Source organism: Pseudomonas vancouverensis, assembly GCF_004348895.1.
Classification (GTDB): domain Bacteria; phylum Pseudomonadota; class Gammaproteobacteria; order Pseudomonadales; family Pseudomonadaceae; genus Aquipseudomonas; species Aquipseudomonas vancouverensis.
The window spans coordinates 285,153-301,007 of record NZ_RRZK01000009.1 but is presented as its reverse complement, the minus strand read 5'-3'; the positions used below and the strand labels follow the sequence as shown (position 1 = coordinate 301,007).

Here is a 15,855-nt window from a genome sequence, read left to right as displayed (position 1 = left end):
ACGGTGATGGGAGAGGCGCAGCTCAGGACGCGGGGGCGTACACCTGTTTGCCGGCGAAGTAGGTTTTCAGCACTTTGGTGTCGAACAGGTCGTCATCGCTGACCTTGAACACATCGCGGTCAAGGATGATCAGGTCGGCCTGCTTGCCCGGCGCCAGCGAACCGATCTGTTTTTCCAGGCGCAGGGTTTTCGCGGCGTTGAGGGTGTAGGCGTAGAACATGGTCTGGCGGTCGATGCTTTCCTTGGCATTGAGCACGCCCAAAGGTCCCTTGCGCGTGCTGGCCTGGGCAATGGCGTTGAACGGGTTGTTGCTCGACACCGGCCAGTCGCTGCCACCGGCAATGGTCGCGCCGGCATCCTGCAGGGACCGGGCGGGATACTGATAACCGTAGGCAAACGCACTGATGTAGGGTTTGACCAGTTCGACCGTGTAAGACTCACCCGTGGCCCACAACAGCTGCATCGAGGCAATCACCCCCAGTTGCTTGAAGCGCGGGAACTCCTTGGGATTGACCAGTTGCAGGTGCGCAACGCTGTGGGGTACCGGCGTCGGGTTGAGTTTGCGCGCATAGGCCACGCCATTAAGCGACTCACGCACAGCACGGTCGCCGACCGCATGCATGTGGACGATCCAGCCACGTTTTTCCGCCGCCACCACCAGCTCGCCGAAGTGCGCCGGATCGATCAGCAACTGGCCGTTCTTGTGGCTGTTCTTGTACGGGACGATGACCGCTGCGGTCTGCCCCGGGAATTCGAGAATGCCGTCGGCAAACACCTTGATCCCTGGGAATGTCAGGTTGGGCACGCCTTCGAACTGCTTCATGACCGTGGCGATGACTTCCAGGTCCGCCGGCTTGCTCTTCGGGTTGGTGACCATCAACGCGGCGACGTGGGCGGTGAGTTCGCCGTTCTGCGCCAAGGCCTTGTACAGCGGCAGCACGCCAACCGTTTCCGTGGTGGCATGGAAGTCGAACAGCGAGTCTTCGCTGCCGCCGTTGGCCGCGGCGTCCATCCACGCGGTGACGCCGTATTGATTGTTGATCCGCACCGCCTCGCGCGCGGCCTTGAGCATGGTCTCCGGGCTCGGCGCGGGAATGCCGTTGCGCACCACATCCCAGCGCGATTCGGCGAAGTAGCCGTTGGGCGTGAAGTCCTGTTCGTGACCGATGTAACCGCGCTGTTTTTCCGGCAGGCTTTTGACCAGGGCGGCATCGATTTTCAAACGCTTGAGCATCGCGTTGTTGGCCCAACCGGTATGCCCATCGATGCCGCTGAGCACAACTGGCTGATCGGCCCAACGGCCGTGGTTGAACAACTGGCCGAGTTCGCGGCTTTTCTCCCAATACGCCGAACTCACGCCGACCACGCTGATCACGTCACCGGCTCGGGCACGCCCGGCCTTGTCCTCTTCGAGCAACCACTGCTCAAGCTCGGCCATCGGTTTGACTTCATCCAGCAGGTTGGCCTTCATGCTGTCGAAGGCGCCGACCACCGGGTGGCTGTGGGTGTCGATCATCCCCGGCATCAACACCTTGCCGGCCAGGTCGACGCGCTGGGTCTTGTCGTCGGCCAGGGCGTTGATCTCGGCATCGCTGCCGACCTTGAGGATCTTGCCGTCTTGCACCGCCACCGCTTGCACCAGTCCTTGACCGGGTTCGGCGGTGAACACTTTGCCGTTGAACAGCACAAGGTCGGCGGCGGCCATCGCCTGCACCGAGGACAAGGCCAGGGCGGCGGCCAACAGGTTTGGAATCAATCGCATCGTAACGCTCTCTTGTTGTAATTGAGCGCTACCCTATAGGGCGCGGCGTTCCAATGGACCTCTGCAAATGAGGAGGGGCAAGGCAAATAGTCGCAACGGCCAGGTCAATCCCGCCGCGCGGCGTCCGCCAGCACAGTTGCAGAACGCAGGGCCGAGCCCAGCTCCACCTTGCTTTTCACTCCGAGCTGCACATAGCAATTACGCAAGTAGGTACGCACGGTGGCCGGGCTCAGGGCGAGCATCCGGGCAATTTCCTTGTAGGAGTGGCCAGCGGCAAACAACATCGCCGCCGTGCGTTCCCTGGGCGCCAGGCCCTGACTGCCTGAGGGTGCTTCCAGGGACAGGATGACGTGCTCGCCGTTGGGGCTCAGCGTCAGCGCACAGCGCCCCAGGCGAATTACACAGGGGGCCTTGGGCAGTTGCGCCACGACGTCGGGCGGCAGGGTTGAACCGCTCCACCCCGGCAACTCGCGCTGAATCGCCGCACACAATCGCGCGCCGACGTACAACAGACTGCCGTCCAGGCGCGCAACACCCGCGTCACTGGCACCGTTGTCGCTGTCGAAACGAATCATGTCCTGCACCTGAAATCGCCACAACTGGAACAGGTGATCGCAGTACGCCGCATACAGCTCGCCTTCGCTTTCACTGAAGGACTGTTCGCGCTCACCGCGATAGAGACAGACGAAAAACATCAAGCCACTTTCCGGCAACTCGTAGGTGATGCTCATCAAGTGGTACAGGTCGTAGCGGCGGGCAAACGCATTGACCGCTTCGCTTGGGTCGTTGAAGCCTTTGTCGCGCAATACCTGACCGGGCTGCTTGAGCGTGGCGTGGGAAAACTGATCGTCGGCGGCCACCGGATGCCATTCGGCAGCAAAGGATTCGGGAAGGTTGAGGCTGCCATGCATCCAGCTCTGGTGCGGCACATCTGCCGCAGGCGTCGACATCTCGCCCCACCAGGCCGAAGTGAACGGCACCAGATCACTGAACGTTTGCAGACCTTGGCCGATGAATCGCGACGCTCCGCTCTCCCGCGCCAGCCGGCCCAGGTGCAACACACATTGGTTGAACGCCTTGAGTGTGTTCATCGACACCTGGCTGTCGAGCTTGATGACTGCCGCCACTTTCACGATTCCTTTCACTGCATGACCTTTCCCCGGACCATGCCACAGGCGCGGGAAAGGCGTCCAGCCAGTAGTGACATAAGTGGTTACGGGTAGCAGTTCCAGCCGTGGGGCTTCACAAGGTTAATCGCCAATTTCTGACCGACGTAACCGGACAGCAGCCAGGCGGCGCAGACAACGCTGGCCCAAGCGCTATATAGTTTTGTATATTGCGCAGCTCGTTTTTCATCAGATCGTCCCATGAGCCGTATCCGTCAGCATAATCAGAACCTCCTCCTCGAGGCCGCCAGCGCCGAATTCGCCGCCAAAGGCTTCGACGCCGCGCAAACCCGGGACATCGCGGCGCGCGCGGGGGTGCCCAAGGCCAATCTGTATTACTACTTCCAGTCCAAGGAAAACCTCTACGGCCAGGTGCTGTTGGGCTTCGTCCAGCCGCTGCTCGACGCTTCGGCCGCGTTGCGTGAGAGTGATGACCCGATCGCCGGGCTACAGGCCTACATCGCCGCGCGAATTCGCATCGCCCGGGAGCATCCGCACATTGCCAAGGTGTTCAGCGGCGAATTGCTGCTGGGCGCCAAGCAACTGCCCGAGGAATGCCGAGACCTGCTGTACGCCGAGGCCCGGCGCAATGTCGAATGCCTGCGCAGCTGGATCGATCGGGGCTTGCTGGCGCCGGTAGACCCGGAGCACCTGATGCTGTTCATCTGGTCGGCGACGCGCACCTACACCAACCTGGGCTGGCAGATGGCGTGCATCACCGGGCGCGAAGTGCCGCAGGATGAGGATTACGCCAATGCGGCGGCAACCATTACGCGGCTGGTGTTGGGGGGCGTTGGCATGGAGGGCGTGCGCGAAGAGCGGGTGTTGATGTTTGCGACCTGACGTCGCAATTCCTGTAGGAGCGAGCTTGCTCGCGATGGCGGTGGGTCATTCGACATCCTGGTCGACTGTCATTGCGCTATCGCGAGCAAGCTCGCTCCCACAAAGGCTTGGGGGGTGAGCTTAGAAATGGATGTCCCGGGCCGGTATCACATCAATCCGCGCCACTGAACCGCTGAGGTGGGCCAGGTCCTTGTTGTGCTCGGCGATGATGTCTTCGGCACTGAGGTTGCCGTTATCCAGCGTCGAATGGGCGTCGGCCGCCAGCACCACGTCATAGCCCAGCTTCAATGCCTGACGTACCGTGGCATTGACGCAATAATCGGTCTGCAGGCCAGCAATGACCAGGCGCTCGAAGTCCTGTTCCGGCAGCAGTTTGCGCAGGTTGGTCTGGTAGAACGAATCCGGGGTGGTCTTGCGGACGCGATGGTCCTTGGGGGACGTGAGCAAGCCTTCGGCGAGTTGCCAACCCGGCGCTTCATGGGCCAGCGGGCTGTCCGCCTCCTCGTGCTGGATCAACACCACCGGCACCCCGCCCTCACGCGCCCGCGCGGACAGGTCGTTGAGGGTGTCGATGACGCGCGCGATCTGGAAACACTCGTACTCACCGGAACACAAAGCCTGTTGGACGTCGATGATCAGCAATGCAGTGGTCATGGTTCCTTCCTTGAAATGTCGAGGGATCAGGGGACGAACATAGGCCCGCCCCCTTGCAAACACAACCCTCAGTAACCCAGCGACAAGCCGGTGTTGCGCCGTGGATCGTTGGCTCCGTAGAAGCGGTTTTTGCCGACCGGTTTGCCACCCAGTGACGGTGCACCCACGAGGATCGCCGCCAGGTGGTTGGCGTCCTGCGGACCGGCAAACTTGTGGCCCCAGCTTTCGAGAATTTTCACCGTGTCCGGGCTGGTGGTGAAGGCTTCGAGGTTGGTTTCCTCCGGCAGCCATTGCTGGTGGAACCGCGGCGCATCGACCGCTTCCTGGATGTTCATGCCGTAGTCGATCACGTTGAGCATGGTCAGCAAGGTCGCGGTGATGATGCGGCTGCCCCCGGGCGTGCCCACCACCATCACCACCTTGCCGTCCTTGGTGACGATGGTCGGGCTCATGGATGACAGCGGTGCCTTGCCCGGGGCGATGGCGTTGGCTTCGCCCTGGACCAGGCCGTACATATTCGGCACACCGACTTTCGAGGTGAAGTCGTCCATCTCATCGTTGAGGATCACCCCGGTCTTGCTCGCCATGACACCGGCACCGAACCAGTCGTTGAGGGTGTAGGTCACCGACACCGCGTTGCCCCATTTGTCGACGATGGAGTAATGGGTGGTGTTGTTGCCTTCATGGGGCGCTACGCCGGGTTTCAGGTCACTGGATTTCGCGGCTTTTTGCGGGTTGATCGCTTCACGCAGTTTGGTCGCGTAATTTTTATCCAGCAGGTGGGCAATCGGGTTCTTCACGAAGTCCGGGTCGCCCAGGTAGCTGTTGCGGTCCACATAAGCGTGACGCATGGCCTCGATCTGATAGTGCATGCCCTGGGCCGAGTGATAACCCAGGTCCTTCATCGGGTAGCCTTCGAGGATGTTCATGATCTGGCAAATGACCACGCCGCCGGAACTCGGTGGCGGTGCCGAGACCACATGGTAGCCGCGGTAGTCACACTCGATCGGCGCCAGCTCGCGGGTCTTGTACTTGTCGAGGTCGGCCTGGGTGATGATGCCCTTGTTGGCCTGGCTGGAGGTGACGATGGCGTCGGCAACCCAGCCTTTATAGAAGCCGTCGGCGCCTTTCTCGGAAATTTCCCGCAGGGTCTTGGCCAGGTCCTTTTGCACCAGTTTTTGCCCGACCTGCATTGGCTCGCCGTTGCTGAGGAAAATCGAGCCGCTGTCCTTCATGTCCTTCTTGAACACGTCGGTGGCGTAGTCCAGCAGGTCGACGTCGCCCTGCTCCAGTTCAAAGCCGTCTTCGGCCAGTTTGATCGCCGGGGCGATGACTTCCTTGCGCGGCTTGGTGCCGTACTTGGACAGCGCCAGCTCCATGCCCGAGACCGTGCCGGGCACGCCAACGGCCAGATGCCCGCGAGTACTCAGGTCCGGGACGACGTTGCCATCCTTGTCCAGGTACATGTTGGCAGTCGCGGCCAGCGGTGCTTTTTCGCGGAAGTCGAGGAAGGTCTTGCGCCCGTCCGCCAGCTGGATGGTCATGAAACCGCCGCCGCCAAGGTTACCTGCCGCGGGGTAAACCACTGCCAGTGCATAGCCCACGGCGACCGCAGCATCCACCGCGTTGCCACCGTTCTTGAGCACATCGACGCCAACGTGGCTGGCCAGGTGTTGGGCAGTGACCACCATGCCGTTTTCCCCGGTAGCCGGGGCCACGGAGGCGGCGTGGGCAGTCAGGCAACTCAGCGCCAACGAAGTCGCTAGCAGCGATTTGGCAAAAGGTTCGTACTTCATGATTCGGTCTCTTCTTGTTATCAAGTGGGAAAACGCTTCAAAAGCCGTACGAAAGTATGGTCGCAATTACGTATTGCGCCTCCCCTTCCCCGCAGTATCCTTAACGCCTGTTCAGCAATTTCAATCGAGCGCCGGCATGACCTACACCTGCATCACCCTGGCCACACCCGTCGGCGAATTGAAGCTGGTGGCGAACGGCTCGCGTCTGGCGGCCATCCTCTGGGAAAACGATAAACCTGGCCGGGTACGGCTGGGGCCGATGAATGAAGCGCCGGACAATCCGGTGCTGGTTCGCACGGCGCAACAACTGCGCGAGTATTTTTGCGGAACCCGCGATCGCTTTGACCTGGACCTGGACTTTGCCGGGACCGCGTTTCAGAAGAAGGTCTGGGCGGCGCTGTTGACCATTCCGTTCGGCGAGACCCGCAGTTACAGCCAGATCGCCGAGCAGATCGGCCACCCGACTGCCGTCAGAGCGGTGGGCGCGGCCAACGGCAAGAACCCGATTTCGATTGTTGCACCCTGTCATCGGGTGATCGGTGCGTCGGGCAAGCTGACCGGGTTCGCCGGAGGACTTGAGGCGAAGGCGTTGTTGCTTGATCTTGAGGGCGCACACAGGCCCGGTAATGCACGGCTACCGGGCTTCTGATCGTGCTGGCTTAGTCGAAGAGGTTTTTCATCGCGGCGTACTGCAACAGCATGATGGTCTTGGCATCACAGATCTCGCCGCGATAAAACGCGTCGAGCGCGTCATCGAAACGCCACTCGAGCACTTCCAACTCCTCGGTTTCCGACTCCAGACCGCCGCCCTCGCTGACCCTGGACGACGCATCGTATTCAGCGATGAAAAAGTGCAACTTTTCCGTCACCGAACCCGGGCTCATGTACGCCTCGAACACCTTGCGTACGTCATGCACGCGATAACCCGTTTCTTCTTCGGCCTCATCGCGGATGCGATCCTCGGGCGCGGCGCCCTCCAGCAGCCCCGCCGCCACTTCGATCAACAGGCCATCATGGCCATTGACGAACACTGGCAAGCGAAACTGTCGAGTCAACACCACCGTGCGTTTCTCGCGGTTGTACAACAGAATGCAGGCGCCATTTCCACGGTCGTAGACCTCCCGCGTCTGGCGTTGCCACTCGCCGTTGTTGCGCAGGTAATCGAAAGAGATTTTACGCAGCAGATACCAGTCGTGGGACAACACCTCGGACTCGATGATGTTGACCCGTTCGGCTGTGTTCGACATGACCGCCCATCCTGTTCGTTTTCCACGGAGGTCGGCATGTTAGGTGAAAACAGGATGTCCCGGCAGCTCTTGTCTCAATAAAGCCACTTCAAGAAAGCTGCGCCTTGTACTCCTTCTCGTATTGTCCCGCCAGCGACTCCTTCTGTTTGTCGTCGAGCAGCTTGCCGGCCATCTGGAAGAATTTCTGCTCCTCCTCCTTGATGTGATGGTGAACCTTTTCCGAGAGCTTTTTCGCCGTCGCGAGCCAGGCCGGGCTGGACATCTCGGTCCCGTCCAGTTCCTCCATCATTTCATCCATCTCATGGTGTTCGGCGATGGCATGACGGCTGAGGTCGACGCCATTGTCGAACTCCATCAACGGGATGTAGAAGTAGCGTTCCTCAGCCGTTTCGTGTGCCTGCAATTCGGACTTGAGCTGCTTGTAGGCTTCGACCCGCTCCGGCGTGTCGCCACTGGTGTGGATCAGCGCCTTGGCATAGGTGCGTTGGCGATCGTGGCTTTCGCGCAGGGCTTCAAAAATATTCACGGCGTGCTGTCCTCATCGGTCGCGTTCGCAAGTGACGCGTCTTTATGAGTGACAGCTGCGCATTGGCAGGGGTTCAAGTTTTTCGGGGATGGCTCAATGGTCCCGGGCAGGATAGGCTCTGCGCTCCATGCCATAAGGATATCGTCATGAACCTGCGAATCGAGCTGACTGAAAAACCCACGGAAGAACAACGCCAGGCCATTCTCAAACCGTTGCGCGCCTACAACGCCTCCAAGGCCGATGGCAACGTGCCGGAACATTTCGCCTTGATGATCCGCGACGACAACGACGACATCATCGGTGGTCTGCATGGACGACTGTTTTACCGGTGGCTTTACATCGACCTGCTGGTGGTACCGGAACAGGCCCGGGGACAAGGCATGGGGTCGAAGCTGATGCAAATGGCCGAGGATCTGGCGCGGGAACGTGAATGCGTGGGGCTCTGGCTGGATACTTTTGAGTTCCAGGCGCCTGAGTTCTACAAGAAGTGCGGGTACAGCGAGATCGGGCACATTGCCGATTACCCGCCGGGGCAAAAGCACTATTTCTTTCAGAAGCGGCTGAGCAACTGACTCACCCATGTGGGAGCGAGCTTGCTCGCGATGACGCAGTGTCAGTCGATAAATGCATTGGCTGAAACAGCGCATTCGCGAGCAAGCTCGCACACACCTCAGATCACAGGCAAGTCGCCAGCGCCGCCAAGCGGCGCTTGGCCACGAAATCGTCCTGCTGGGCGTAGTAGCTCAGCACCGTCCCCGAGGCATCGGTGGTCACGTCGACGAAAGACTCAGCCGAGCGCGTGTAAACGGTGGTAACGCCCTTCTCACCAGGTTCCAGATACGCCGCGGCGTCGACACCGAACACCGCCTCGTCCTGCCAGGAGAACTGCACGCACTGGGCGACATCCTTGGCCGGTTTGGACGAGTTCAGGGTTTTGTACGGGGCCTTGGTGCGAGCATCGTTCATTGCCGAGCCCGCGCATCCCGCCAACAGGGTAACGGCCAGCGCCACCATCAGAATTCGCATTGCAGTCACTCATCAGGAAAAAGCGGACTTTACCACTGTGGCAAGGCCTGTCGTTCTGCTTTACTGAAACAAACCCAGCGAAGGAACGACCATGGCGGCAAGCGAACTGCAACATGAACAGGCGCTGAAACGTTTTCTCGATGAACGACCGGAATTGCGCCACGAACTCGACCACCTCAACCCGTTGCTGGCCCAGGCCAAGGGTGAAACCGCAGCGCAGTATCGCGACGAACGCCTGCATGAAGCCTTCGAGGCAGAAGCCGAGCGCCAGGGTTTGTTTGCCTGGGAACTGACCTTGCAACTGACCGCTGCCACAACCCAGGACTACGAGGCGCAACGCCTTGAGGTCCATCGTGAAGTGGCGGAGATGGCCGGGATGGACTGGCTGGAATATTGCGATCTGTATGGCATAGAGCCGTGACCTATCTTTGAGCAGCCATGAAACCTGTGGGAGCGAGCTTGCTCGCGATAGGGCCAGTCCAGACAACATCACACGCCAAGAAAGCATTATCATGGCCGCAGTTTTACTGATCGAGTCCGCCATGAAGTTCGCCATCGCCGTGTATTCCGCCGCCCATGCGCCCTCCTCGCGCCGCGCCCTGCTGTTCGCCCAGGCGGTGCTGGCGGGCGGGCATGAGATCGTCCGGTTGTTTTTCTACCAGGACGGCGTCTACAACGCGGCCGCCAGCGTGGTCACGCCCCAGGACGAACTGGACTTGCCTAAACAGTGGAGGTCCTTTGTCAGCGACCACCAACTCGATGGCGTGGTCTGCATCGCCGCCGCTCTGCGCCGGGGTGTGTTGAACGCCGAAGAAGCCAAACGCTATCAACGCGACGCAGTGGCCGTCGATGCGCCATGGGAACTGTCCGGGCTCGGCCAGTTGCATGATGCGATCCAGGATGCCGACCGCTTGATCTGCTTCGGAGGCGCTTGAGATGGCCAAGTCCTTGCTCATTATCAGCCGTCAGGCGCCATGGTCCGGGCCGGGTGCGCGCGAAGCCCTGGACATCGTCCTGGCCGGTGGCGCCTTCGATTTGCCGATTGGCCTGCTGTTTCTCGATGACGGTGTGTTCCAGCTCGCCGCCCGCCAGAACGCCAAGGCCCTGCAACAGAAAGACCTGAGCGCGAACCTGCAGGCACTGCCGATGTTCGGCGTCGAGGAACTGTTTGCCTGCGGTGAGAGTATCGCACAGCGCGGCCTCGACCCTCACGCCCTGGCACTCGAAGAAGCCCGGGTATTGGCCAGCGCGGACATCACCGCCCTTATTGACCGTTACGACCAGGTGATCACCCTCTGATGTCGACCTTGCATGTGTTGTCTCATTCTCCGTTCGGCGATGAACGCCTGACCAGTTGCCTGCGCATCCTCGGCAACGACGATGCCTTGCTGCTGTCCGGTGACGCCGCCTATGCCCTGCAACCGGGAACCGTGCCGTTCACCGCATTGAGCGCTCGCCGGCTGAGCATCTACGTTCTAGTCGAAGACGCCGAAGCCCGTGGCATTGAGGTGCCTGACTGGGCTTGCGCCATCGACTATCCGGCATTCGTCGAGCTGTCGATTCATCACGACAAGGTCAACAGCTGGTTATGAATGCATTGACCGTCGGCACCCGCGCCATCGAACTGGACAAGGACGGTTTCCTCGTCGATCTGAGCGACTGGTCCAACGACGTGGCCAGCGCCCTGGCAGCCGCTGAAGACATCGAGTTGACCGCCGAACACTGGGAAGTCCTCGAACTGCTGCGCAGTTTTTACGCGGAGTTCCAGCTGTCACCGGCCACCCGCCCGCTGATCAAGTACACCGCACTGAAACTCGGCCCGGAGAAAGGCAACAGCCTGCACCTGAACCGACTGTTCAAAGGCACCCCCGCCAAACTCGCCGCGAAACTGGCGGGCCTGCCCAAACCGACGAATTGTCTATGACCGATTATCCTGCGCTGATCCTCGAAACGCCTGCCGAGCACCCGTTCGCCCAATTTGTGCGGATTCTCGGCAAAGGCAAACGCGGCGCCCGCGACCTTAGCCGCGCCGAGGCCCGCGAAGCCATGGGCATGATCCTCGACGAAGCGGTCGAACCGACTCAACTCGGCGCATTCCTGATGCTATTGCGGCACAAGGAAGAAAGCGCCGAGGAAATGGCCGGTTTCACTGAAGCCTTGCGCGAACGCCTGAACCCGCCGGCACTGGCGGTGGACCTCGATTGGCCGACCTATGCCGGCAAGAAACGCCATTTGCCGTGGTACCTGTTGGCGGCCAAATGCCTGGCGCAGAACGGTGTGCGGATTTTCATGCACGGCGCCGGCGCCCATACCGCCGGCCGCTTGTACAGCGAGCAACTGCTGGGTGAATTGAACATCCCGCTGTGCCGCGATTGGCAGCAAGTCAGTGCCGCGCTCGACACGGCCGGCCTGGCCTTCATGCCGCTGGTGGACTGGGCACCGCAGTTGCAAAGGATGATCGACCTGCGCAACACCCTCGGCCTGCGTTCGCCGATCCACTCCCTGACGCGGATTCTCAATCCGCTGGGTGCACGCTGCGGGCTGCAAAGCATTTTCCACCCGGGTTATCAGGCCGTGCATCGCGATGCCAGTGGTCTGCTCGGTGATACCGCCATCGTGATCAAGGGCGATGGCGGCGAAATCGAGATCAATCCGGACGCCGACAGCCACTTGTACGGGACGACCGGTGGCGCGAGCTGGGACGAAGAATGGCCGCAATTGTCGGCACAGCGCCACGTCAAACCCGCCTCGTTGAATCCTGAGCACTTGAAAGCGGTATGGCGCGGCGAAGTCGTCGACAGCTACCCGCAGATGGCCCTGATTTCGACCATGGCCCTGGCCCTGAGAGGCCTGGGACAGAGCCGCGAACAGGCGTTCGCCAATGCCGGGCAATACTGGACCAACCGCGACAAATCGATTTAACCGATCATTCACGCCCGATCTTTGCGCTTTTTGTTCGAACTCATCGGAATAGACTCGACTCCAACGGTTTATGAACTACTGGAGTCTTGGACATGGGTTTACTCGTCGATGGCCGCTGGCAGGACAAGTGGTACGAAAGCAGCAAGGACGGCGCGTTCCAGCGCGAACAGGCGCAACGTCGCAACTGGGTCACTCGCAACGGCGAGCCCGGGCCGAGCGGCTTCGGTGGCTTTGCCGCCGAAGCCGGGCGCTATCACCTCTATGTGTCCCTCGCCTGTCCGTGGGCCCATCGCACGCTGATCCTGCGCAAACTCAAGGGCCTGGAAAAGCTGATCGATGTGTCGGTGGTCAGTTGGCTGATGCTGGAAAACGGCTGGACCTTCGACCAGACACTGGGCTCGACCGGCGACAAGCTCGATCATCTCGACTTCATGCACCAGCGCTACACCGCCGATACCGCCGACTACACTGGCCGCGTCACCGTGCCGGTGCTGTGGGACAAACAACAGCAACGCATCGTCAACAATGAATCAGCGGAAATCATCCGCATGTTCAATGGCGCTTTCGATGACCTAACCGGCAACGATCTGGATTTCTACCCCGAGCCCCTGCGCGGCGAGATCGATGCACTGAACGAGCGGATTTATCCGGCGGTGAACAACGGCGTGTATCGCGCCGGATTTGCCACCTCGCAGCAAGCCTATGAAGAAGCGTTCGATGATGTATTCGCTGAACTGGATCGGCTGGAATCGCTGCTGAGTGCCAACCGGTACCTGGCCGGCGAGTACCTCACCGAAGCGGATATCCGCCTGTTTACCACGCTGATTCGCTTCGATGCGGTGTATTACGGTCACTTCAAATGCAACCTGCGGCGGATTGCCGATTACCCGAACCTGTCGAACTGGTTGCGTGAGATTTATCAGTGGCCGGGCATCGCCGAGACAGTCGATTTCACCCACATCAAGCACCATTACTACGCCAGCCACCGGACCATCAATCCGACCGGCATCGTGCCGAAAGGTCCGGCGCAGGACTTCAATGCGCCGCATGATCGCGAGCGGCTGAGTGGGAAAGGGGTTTGGCGCACGCATCGGAGCTGATCCGAAAATCGCAGCGATTATAAGGGCCTCTTCGCGAGCAAGCTCGCTCCCACATTTGACCGAGTACTCACTTAGGAGCACGGCTAAATGTGGGAGCGCTTGCACGCGAATGGGACGACTCAGTCCTTAAAGCTGACCCTGAGCCCCTTCAAACCACGCCAGCTTCTCGCGCAATTGCACCACTTCACCAACGATCACCAGGGTCGGCGCATGCACTTCATGCTCCGCCACCAAGCGTGGCAAATCGGCCAGGGTCCCGGTAAACACCCGCTGATTGACCGTGGTGCCCTGCTGAATCAACGCCGCCGGGGTATCAGCCGCACGGCCGTGCTTGATCAATTGCTCACAGATGATCGGCAAGCCGACCAGGCCCATGTAGAACACCAGGGTCTGCGCCGGCGCGACCAGATCGGCCCAGGGCAGATCAGTCGAACCATCCTTCAAATGCCCGGTAACGAAACGCACGGACTGCGCATAGTCACGATGGGTCAACGGAATCCCGGCATAGGCCGCGCAACCGCTGGCTGCGGTGATACCCGGCACGACCTGGAACGGGATGCCGTGGGCCGCCAGCTCTTCGATCTCTTCACCGCCGCGACCGAAGATGAACGGATCACCGCCTTTCAAGCGCACCACCCGCTTGCCCTGCCTGGCCAGCTCCACCAATTGCTGGTTGATCTGATCCTGCGGCACGGCGTGATCGGCGCGACGCTTGCCGACATAGATGCGTTCGGCATCACGACGGCACAGCTCGAGAATCGCCGGGGCGACCAAGCGGTCATACAGCACCACGTCCGCTTGCTGCATCAGGCGCAAGGCGCGGAAGGTCAGCAGATCCGGATCCCCCGGCCCTGCGCCCACCAGATACACCTCACCGGTGGCCACCGTCGCTTCACCGTCGATCTTCGCCTGCAGCAGACGCTCGGCCTCGGCGCCCTGCCCGGCCAGTTGCCGATCGGCAATCGGTCCCTGGAACACGTCCTCCCAGAACGCGCGGCGCTGCTGCACGTCGGGAAACAGGCCTTTAACCTGATCACGAAAACGCGCGGCCAAACCGGCCAGATGACCGAAGCTCGAAGGAATCCAGGTTTCGATCTTGGCGCGAATCAGCCGGGCCAGCACCGGCGCATCGCCGCCGCTGGACACCGCAATGATCAGTGGCGAACGGTCGACAATGGCCGGGAAGATCACGCTGCACAGGGCTGGTGCGTCCACCACATTGACCGGTACACACCGCCGATGAGCATCGGCGGAGACTTGCGCGTTCAAGGCTTCATCGTCGGTGGCGGCAATGATCAGCCCGCATCCGTCCAGATCCCCTTCGGCATAACCACGCAGCAGGCATTCGCCGCCGCTGCCGGCCACCAGTTCGCGCAATTGCGTTTCGATTTCAGGTGCAACCACCCGCAGCAGCGCACCGGCATCGGCCAGCAGGCGGGATTTGCGCAAGGCAATCTCCCCCCCACCGACGACCAACACACGACTGCCGCGAAGGTTGTGAAACAGCGGCAGATATTTCATTTAGCCGATGACCTCAAGGCCACCCATGTACGGCTTCAGAACGTCCGGAACACGGATAGAACCGTCGGCCTGCTGGTAGTTTTCCAGCACCGCGACCAGGGTACGACCGACCGCCAGGCCGGAACCGTTGAGGGTGTGCACCAGCTCCGGCTTGCCGGTTTCCGGGTTGCGGAAACGCGCTTGCATACGACGGGCCTGGAAGTCGCCGCAGTTGGAGCACGAGGAGATTTCGCGGTATTTGTCCTGGCTTGGAATCCACACTTCCAGGTCGTAAGTCTTGACTGCGCTGAAGCCCATGTCGCCGGTGCACAGCGCCAGGGTGCGGTAAGGCAGGCCCAGCAGTTGCAGGACTTTCTCGGCGTTGGCGGTCAGGCCTTCCAGCGCTTCCATCGACTGCGATGGCTCGACGATCTGCACCATTTCAACCTTGTCGAACTGGTGCTGACGGATCATGCCGCGGGTGTCGCGACCCGATGCACCGGCTTCGCTGCGGAAGCACGGGGTGTGGGCGACGAACTTGATCGGCAGTTGCTTGGCGTCGACGATTTCGCCGGCAACGATGTTGGTCAGCGACACTTCAGCGGTCGGGATCAGGTACAGATCGGCTTCGCCTTCGCGGGCGATCTTGAACAGGTCTTCTTCGAACTTTGGCAACTGACCGGTGCCTTGCAACGCCGGCGCCTGGACCAGATAAGGCGTGTACGCCTCTTCGTAGCCGTGCTCGGTCACGTGCAGGTTGATCATGAATTGCGCCAGGGCGCGATGCAGACGGGCAATCGGGCCGCGCAGCAGGGCGAAACGTGCGCCGGACAGCTTGGCGGCGGTTTCAAAATCCAGCCAGCCGAACTTCTCGCCCAGGGCGACGTGGTCCTGGACCGGGAAATCGAAGGCCGTCGGCGTGCCCCAGCGGCGCACTTCAACGTTGCCGTCTTCATCTTCGCCCACCGGTACCGATTCGTGCGGCAGGTTCGGGATACCGAGCAGGATCGAGTCCAGTTCGGTCTGGATCGCGTCCAGTTCGACCTTGCCGGCGCTCAATTCGCCCGCCATGCGCTCGACATCCGCCATCAGCGGCGCGATATCTTCGCCGCGCTGCTTGGCCTGACCGATGGATTTGGAACGCGCGTTACGCTCAGCCTGCAGTGCTTCGGTGCGGGTCTGGACGGTCTTGCGCTGTTCTTCCAGCGCTTCGATGCGCGCAACATCCAGCACAAAGCCACGGGATGCCAGGCGGTCCGCTACGTCCTGAAGGTTGCTACGTAACAGTTTGGAGTCGAGCATGTCGGTTTCTC

19 protein-coding genes are annotated in these 15,855 nt (G+C 60.9%); 10 read left to right on the top strand and 9 right to left on the bottom strand.

Annotated features, from left to right (window positions below; all coding sequences use genetic code 11):
• Positions 1-22: 22 nt before the first annotated feature.
• Together EIY72_RS11100 and EIY72_RS11095 are read right to left on the bottom strand one after the other, a co-directional pair.
• Complete coding sequence (locus tag EIY72_RS11100; RefSeq protein ID WP_093223680.1) at positions 23-1,762, bottom strand: amidohydrolase; 1,740 nt, start codon at positions 1,760-1,762, stop codon at positions 23-25.
• A gap of 104 nt (positions 1,763-1,866) precedes the next feature.
• A complete protein-coding gene (locus tag EIY72_RS11095; RefSeq protein ID WP_093230634.1) occupies positions 1,867-2,853 on the bottom strand; it encodes a helix-turn-helix transcriptional regulator in 987 nt (328 codons plus the stop codon).
• Between the two features lie 276 nt (positions 2,854-3,129).
• Here EIY72_RS11095 and EIY72_RS11090 point away from each other — a divergent pair, with 276 nt between their 5' ends.
• Positions 3,130-3,771 carry a TetR/AcrR family transcriptional regulator gene (locus tag EIY72_RS11090; RefSeq protein ID WP_093223683.1) on the top strand — a complete coding sequence of 214 codons (642 nt, stop codon included), beginning with the start codon at positions 3,130-3,132 and terminating at the stop codon, positions 3,769-3,771.
• 120 nt (positions 3,772-3,891) lie between these two features.
• Here the strand turns inward: EIY72_RS11090 and EIY72_RS11085 are convergent, their stop codons facing one another.
• Both EIY72_RS11085 and ggt read right to left on the bottom strand, forming a co-directional pair.
• Entirely contained in the window at positions 3,892-4,425 is a 534-nt protein-coding gene (locus tag EIY72_RS11085; protein WP_093223686.1) for a cysteine hydrolase family protein, read from the bottom strand.
• 68 nt (positions 4,426-4,493) lie between these two features.
• Positions 4,494-6,221, bottom strand: a complete 1,728-nt coding sequence (gene ggt / locus EIY72_RS11080; protein ID WP_093223688.1) for a gamma-glutamyltransferase — start codon at positions 6,219-6,221, stop codon at positions 4,494-4,496.
• 136 nt (positions 6,222-6,357) lie between these two features.
• On the opposite strand from ggt, the gene EIY72_RS11075 reads away from it, so the two are divergent.
• A complete protein-coding gene (locus EIY72_RS11075; protein ID WP_093223691.1) occupies positions 6,358-6,870 on the top strand; it encodes a methylated-DNA--[protein]-cysteine S-methyltransferase in 513 nt (170 codons plus the stop codon).
• A 10-nt stretch (positions 6,871-6,880) separates the two neighbouring features.
• On the opposite strand, the gene EIY72_RS11070 is transcribed toward EIY72_RS11075, so the two are convergent.
• Both EIY72_RS11070 and EIY72_RS11065 read right to left on the bottom strand, forming a co-directional pair.
• Positions 6,881-7,468 carry an NUDIX domain-containing protein gene (locus tag EIY72_RS11070; RefSeq protein WP_093223694.1) on the bottom strand — a complete coding sequence of 196 codons (588 nt, stop codon included), beginning with the start codon at positions 7,466-7,468 and terminating at the stop codon, positions 6,881-6,883.
• An 88-nt stretch (positions 7,469-7,556) separates the two neighbouring features.
• Positions 7,557-7,994 (bottom strand): hemerythrin domain-containing protein, encoded by a 438-nt coding sequence (locus tag EIY72_RS11065; protein WP_093223696.1) that lies wholly within the window; start codon positions 7,992-7,994, stop codon positions 7,557-7,559.
• Positions 7,995-8,140: 146 nt separating this feature from the next.
• Between EIY72_RS11065 and EIY72_RS11060 the strand changes: the two genes are divergently transcribed.
• On the top strand, positions 8,141-8,566 hold the full coding sequence (locus EIY72_RS11060; protein ID WP_093223699.1) for a GNAT family N-acetyltransferase: 426 nt from the start codon (positions 8,141-8,143) through the stop codon (positions 8,564-8,566).
• 103 nt (positions 8,567-8,669) lie between these two features.
• Here EIY72_RS11060 and EIY72_RS11055 read toward each other — a convergent pair whose 3' ends face one another.
• A complete protein-coding gene (locus EIY72_RS11055) occupies positions 8,670-9,020 on the bottom strand; it encodes a hypothetical protein (protein ID WP_093223701.1) in 351 nt (116 codons plus the stop codon).
• 91 nt (positions 9,021-9,111) lie between these two features.
• Here EIY72_RS11055 and EIY72_RS11050 point away from each other — a divergent pair, with 91 nt between their 5' ends.
• The 7 genes from EIY72_RS11050 to EIY72_RS11020 all read left to right on the top strand — a co-directional run bounded on the left by EIY72_RS11050 (position 9,112) and on the right by EIY72_RS11020 (position 13,042).
• Positions 9,112-9,441, top strand: a complete 330-nt coding sequence (locus EIY72_RS11050; RefSeq protein ID WP_093223704.1) for a DUF6388 family protein — start codon at positions 9,112-9,114, stop codon at positions 9,439-9,441.
• A gap of 121 nt (positions 9,442-9,562) precedes the next feature.
• Positions 9,563-9,955 carry a sulfurtransferase complex subunit TusD gene (gene tusD / locus EIY72_RS11045; RefSeq protein WP_093230637.1) on the top strand — a complete coding sequence of 131 codons (393 nt, stop codon included), beginning with the start codon at positions 9,563-9,565 and terminating at the stop codon, positions 9,953-9,955.
• Between the two features lies 1 nt (position 9,956).
• On the top strand, positions 9,957-10,319 hold the full coding sequence (gene tusC, locus EIY72_RS11040) for a sulfurtransferase complex subunit TusC (protein WP_093223707.1): 363 nt from the start codon (positions 9,957-9,959) through the stop codon (positions 10,317-10,319).
• Entirely contained in the window at positions 10,319-10,612 is a 294-nt protein-coding gene (tusB, locus tag EIY72_RS11035; protein WP_093223710.1) for a sulfurtransferase complex subunit TusB, read from the top strand. The genes tusC and tusB overlap by 1 nt, the downstream gene beginning before the upstream one ends.
• Positions 10,609-10,944, top strand: a complete 336-nt coding sequence (locus EIY72_RS11030; RefSeq protein WP_093223717.1) for a TusE/DsrC/DsvC family sulfur relay protein — start codon at positions 10,609-10,611, stop codon at positions 10,942-10,944. Before tusB ends, EIY72_RS11030 begins: the two co-directional genes overlap by 4 nt.
• Positions 10,941-11,942 (top strand): glycosyl transferase family protein, encoded by a 1,002-nt coding sequence (locus EIY72_RS11025; protein WP_093223721.1) that lies wholly within the window; start codon positions 10,941-10,943, stop codon positions 11,940-11,942. Before EIY72_RS11030 ends, EIY72_RS11025 begins: the two co-directional genes overlap by 4 nt.
• Before the next feature lie 92 nt (positions 11,943-12,034).
• On the top strand, positions 12,035-13,042 hold the full coding sequence (locus EIY72_RS11020) for a glutathione S-transferase family protein (RefSeq protein WP_093223724.1): 1,008 nt from the start codon (positions 12,035-12,037) through the stop codon (positions 13,040-13,042).
• Between the two features lie 126 nt (positions 13,043-13,168).
• On the opposite strand, the gene cysG is transcribed toward EIY72_RS11020, so the two are convergent.
• Positions 13,169-14,563 (bottom strand): siroheme synthase CysG, encoded by a 1,395-nt coding sequence (cysG, locus tag EIY72_RS11015; protein ID WP_093223727.1) that lies wholly within the window; start codon positions 14,561-14,563, stop codon positions 13,169-13,171.
• Entirely contained in the window at positions 14,564-15,844 is a 1,281-nt protein-coding gene (gene serS / locus EIY72_RS11010; RefSeq protein WP_093223730.1) for a serine--tRNA ligase, read from the bottom strand. It lies immediately after the preceding gene.
• Positions 15,845-15,855: the final 11 nt, after the last annotated feature.

Coding starts and splice junctions, on each gene's coding strand:
- EIY72_RS11095 (WP_093230634.1), bottom strand. CDS start 2,853: ATGAACACACTCAAGGCGTTCAACCAATGTGTGTTGCACCTGGGCCGG.
- EIY72_RS11030 (WP_093223717.1), top strand. CDS start 10,609: ATGAATGCATTGACCGTCGGCACCCGCGCCATCGAACTGGACAAGGAC.
- EIY72_RS11075 (WP_093223691.1), top strand. CDS start 6,358: ATGACCTACACCTGCATCACCCTGGCCACACCCGTCGGCGAATTGAAG.
- EIY72_RS11025 (WP_093223721.1), top strand. CDS start 10,941: ATGACCGATTATCCTGCGCTGATCCTCGAAACGCCTGCCGAGCACCCG.
- EIY72_RS11050 (WP_093223704.1), top strand. CDS start 9,112: ATGGCGGCAAGCGAACTGCAACATGAACAGGCGCTGAAACGTTTTCTC.
- serS (WP_093223730.1), bottom strand. CDS start 15,844: ATGCTCGACTCCAAACTGTTACGTAGCAACCTTCAGGACGTAGCGGAC.
- EIY72_RS11060 (WP_093223699.1), top strand. CDS start 8,141: ATGAACCTGCGAATCGAGCTGACTGAAAAACCCACGGAAGAACAACGC.
- ggt (WP_093223688.1), bottom strand. CDS start 6,221: ATGAAGTACGAACCTTTTGCCAAATCGCTGCTAGCGACTTCGTTGGCG.
- tusC (WP_093223707.1), top strand. CDS start 9,957: ATGGCCAAGTCCTTGCTCATTATCAGCCGTCAGGCGCCATGGTCCGGG.
- EIY72_RS11055 (WP_093223701.1), bottom strand. CDS start 9,020: ATGCGAATTCTGATGGTGGCGCTGGCCGTTACCCTGTTGGCGGGATGC.
- EIY72_RS11090 (WP_093223683.1), top strand. CDS start 3,130: ATGAGCCGTATCCGTCAGCATAATCAGAACCTCCTCCTCGAGGCCGCC.
- EIY72_RS11100 (WP_093223680.1), bottom strand. CDS start 1,762: ATGCGATTGATTCCAAACCTGTTGGCCGCCGCCCTGGCCTTGTCCTCG.
- EIY72_RS11020 (WP_093223724.1), top strand. CDS start 12,035: ATGGGTTTACTCGTCGATGGCCGCTGGCAGGACAAGTGGTACGAAAGC.
- tusD (WP_093230637.1), top strand. CDS start 9,563: ATGAAGTTCGCCATCGCCGTGTATTCCGCCGCCCATGCGCCCTCCTCG.
- tusB (WP_093223710.1), top strand. CDS start 10,319: ATGTCGACCTTGCATGTGTTGTCTCATTCTCCGTTCGGCGATGAACGC.
- EIY72_RS11070 (WP_093223694.1), bottom strand. CDS start 7,468: ATGTCGAACACAGCCGAACGGGTCAACATCATCGAGTCCGAGGTGTTG.
- EIY72_RS11085 (WP_093223686.1), bottom strand. CDS start 4,425: ATGACCACTGCATTGCTGATCATCGACGTCCAACAGGCTTTGTGTTCC.
- cysG (WP_093223727.1), bottom strand. CDS start 14,563: ATGAAATATCTGCCGCTGTTTCACAACCTTCGCGGCAGTCGTGTGTTG.